1 pseudogene is annotated in these 3,450 nt (G+C 73.2%); it reads right to left on the bottom strand.

Features of this window, described 5'->3' with window-relative positions:
* Positions 1–3,075: pseudogene (locus ACFU6K_RS34340) on the bottom strand (hypothetical protein); the annotation flags it as partial.
* Positions 3,076–3,450: the final 375 nt, after the last annotated feature.

Genomic DNA, 3,450 nt, shown 5'->3' with positions numbered 1-3,450 from the left:
GTACTCGGCCGTGCAGGTCACCGACGCACCAGGGGCGAGCGAGGCCGCACCCGGCGGGCAGGAGACCACCGGCGGCACCCCAGCGCCCGAGAACGCCGTCTCGTTCACCGTGACATTCGCCAGCGTCACGTTCCCGGTGTTCGTCACCAGGAAGCTGTAGTCCACGACCTGACCGACGGCCGAAACCGTCGTCGGCGAAGCCGACTTCAGGATCGTGAGCGCCGGCTCGGGGGTGTTCGGGACGCTGGTCGAGGACGGCGGGGAGGTGACCGGCGGGCCGGACGGCGGAGTGCCCGTCGCCGTCGCGGTGTTGGTGATCTTTCCTCGGTCGATGTCCGCCTGGGTGACCGTGTAGCTGGCCGTGCAGGTGATCGACGCACCGGGGGCGAGCGAGGCCGCACCCGGCGGGCAGGTCACCACCGGCGGCGCCCCGGAACCGGAGAACGCCGTCTCGTTCACCGTGACATTCGTCAGCGTCACGTTCCCGGTGTTCGTCACCAGGTATGCGTAGTGCAGCACCTGGCCCGCCGCCGTCAGCGCCGTCGCGTCCACCGACTTGACGATGGTGATCGCCGGGTTGGCCGTGGCCGTGACGGTCACGGTGGACGGCGGGGTGGTGACCGGCGGGCCGGACGGCGGAGTGCCCGTCGCCGTCGCCGTGTTGGTGATGCTGCCCGCGTTGAGGTCCGCCTGTGTCACCGTGTAGGCGGCCGTGCAGGTGACCGACGCCCCGGGGGCGAGCGAGGCCGCACCCGGCGGGCAGGTCACCACGGGTGGTGCCCCGGCGCCCGAGAACGCCGTCTCGTTCACCGTCACGTCCGTCAGCGTCACGTTCCCGGCGTTCGTCACCAGGAAGCTGTAGTCCACGACCTGCCCGACCGCCGACACCGTCGTCGGCGCCGCCGTCTTCGCGATGGTGAGCGCGGGCGTCGCCGGGATCGGGGTGTTCGTGAAGGTGCAGAGCACCGTCGGACTGTTCTTGTCCTCCACCGTCGGCGGGAACCGCAGGTTGAAGGTGGTCACCCCGCTGCCCGAGGCGACCGGGGCGTTGTCGTTGGCCGTGTCGACGCAGTCGTAGGTGGTGGTGTAGTCGGAGAGGCTTCCCGAGGCCGCCGTCTCGGTGAGAGTGTAGGTGGTGCCGGACAGCGCGATGACCGGGCCGGCGGCGGGCGACTGGACGCCCGTGCTGGTGCCGGTCGTGGTGGCCGTGTTGCCCTGGGTGATGCCACCGCCGGTGATCGCCAGGGTGAACTGGTCGTCGGACGTGGTCGACTCGGCGAACCGGCCGACGATGTCCTTCTGCAGGGTCAGGGTCGGGTTGGTCGAGCAGGCGCCGAGGTCCACGGAGAGGAAGGCGTTGTTGGAGTACGGCGTGGGACCGGCCGTGACCGCGCCGGTGTTCGGGTTGAGCCGCTCCAGGTAGGTGGTGGTCCCCGAGGCGAACTCGATGTAGAGGTTGCCGACGTTGTCGAAGGCCGCCCCGTTGAAGGACCTGTTCGTCGGGTTGTCCAGGGTGCTCAGCGTCGTGCTGGTCAGCGGCTCACCGGTGGCCGACCCCGTGGTGGGGATCGGTGCGGACACCCGGCCGATGGCGGCGTCGGTGCCGACGGAGGAGAGGATGTAGAGGTTGCCGCCCGCGTCGAAGGTGATGTCGCCGTTGGGGCCGGAGGTTCCGGTGACCGGCAGGTCGAACGTGCCGATCACGCCCGGGATCGCGGTGTTGGTGGTGGTGTTGAACCCGTAGAGGGTGGCCACGCCGGGCGTGGTCGCGGTACCGGGCTCGAAGCTGGCGTAGTAGTAGACGCCGTTGACCGGGTTCACCGCGCCGGCGACGAAGGAGTCGCTGGTGGGGCCGGCGGATCCGGGGTAGACGGTCCAGGCGCCGGTGGCCGCGTTGTAGCCGTACACGTTGACGGACCCGCTGACGGCCGGCGTCTGGTCGACCACGTAGGCGGCGGTGCCGCCGTCCGTGATGCCGAGGGCGTTCGTGAAGCCGGAGCCGGCGGGGAGCGTGCTCACCGTCGTGGCGGTCACGCTGGAGCCGCGGACGGTGCCGGTGGCCAGGGCCAGCAGGGTGCCCGTGCCGGCTCCCGAGGAGCCGCGCTGGACGGCGTAGATCGTGTTGCCGCTGCAGTCCAAGGGGGTGCCGGGTGCCCGGGGCGCGTGGCCGGCCGGGGCGGTACCCGACGGGGGAACGCTCTCAGCGGACGGGGCGGACGGTGCGGACGCCGGGGCCGACGGAGGCTCGGGAACGCTCACGGCGGACGGTACGGCCGACGAGGACCGGGACGGGGACGGGGGCGGGGCCTGCCACTCCAGCACCACGAGGCCGTCACGTCCGTCGCGTCCGTCGCGGTCGCCCGGCTTCACCGAGGCGGCGGCGGGAGCGGTGCCGCCGAAGCCCGCCCCGGCGACGTACTGGCGCTCGGTCACGTGGGACGCCAGGCCGGCCGGCCCGTCGCCGCCCGCGGAGCCGGCGGCCGCGCCGCCCGCGCTCGGGGAGGTGCCGCCGTCGGCCGCCAGCAGGGTGCGGGCCGAGGCGTGCGGCTCGTCGGACAGGACGCGGGAGGCGCCGCCACCGAGGGGCGCGCGAGTCGCCGGGGAGAACGGGTCCTCGAAGTGCGCCCGCCCGCCCTTACCCGGGACCACCGTCAGCCGCTGCCCCGGCGTCACGTCCAGCAGTGCCGTCGCGAAGGCACCGGCGGCACCCGACCGGCTCCGGTGGTCGGCGCCTGCCGTTCCCGAGGGGTTGTCGGCGGCCGCGCCCGCGCCCCAGGCCTTCGCCCGGACGGAGGTGACGCCGGGGGGAACGGTGAAGTCCTGGCCGCCGCCAGTGTGGGCGAAGGCCAGGCAGTCGGTGTACCCCGGGTCGGGCGGGCAGGCCTGGGCGGCGTGCGCGGCGGGGGCGGCCATCAGCGGGACGAGCGACAGCGGGGCCAGCGTCAGCACCGCTGCCAGCGCTCCGGACCAGCCGCGCCGCTTCGGCGCGGCACGGTTCGACGGACGAGCCGGGACGGTACGGCCCCGCACCCCGAAGGCCGGGGCCGGGCCCCAGCGACGTCTGACTTTGGGCATCGAGGACTCTCCAGGGTGTGCACAGGACTCTGGATGACGGAGTGAACACGCCATTGGGCGACGGGACGACTATGCCGTCTCCACCATCCGGGTCGGTCCGGCACGCTGGGGAGGTCATCCCGGCGGCCCACACGAACGGGCCGACCACCGCGCTCGACACCCGTCGCACGCCCCCGTCGCGGGGTGCGACCGACCGTGACGTCATCGACTCGGAACAGTGCCACGTCTGTTGACGCATCGTCATATGAGCGGACCGCATTGAACAGCACCGGCCCGCACCCGCGCCGGTGAGGGTTGGCCGGCCCGTCGGATCGACCGGTGAACGCCGCCGGACGCGGTGAGGCCGGTGCCGTCCGGGAGCGGTGGCTTCCGGGC

The organism is Kitasatospora sp. NPDC057512 (genome assembly GCF_042802135.1).
Taxonomy (GTDB): domain Bacteria; phylum Actinomycetota; class Actinomycetes; order Streptomycetales; family Streptomycetaceae; genus Kitasatospora.
This window is presented reverse-complemented; position numbering and strand designations above follow the sequence as displayed.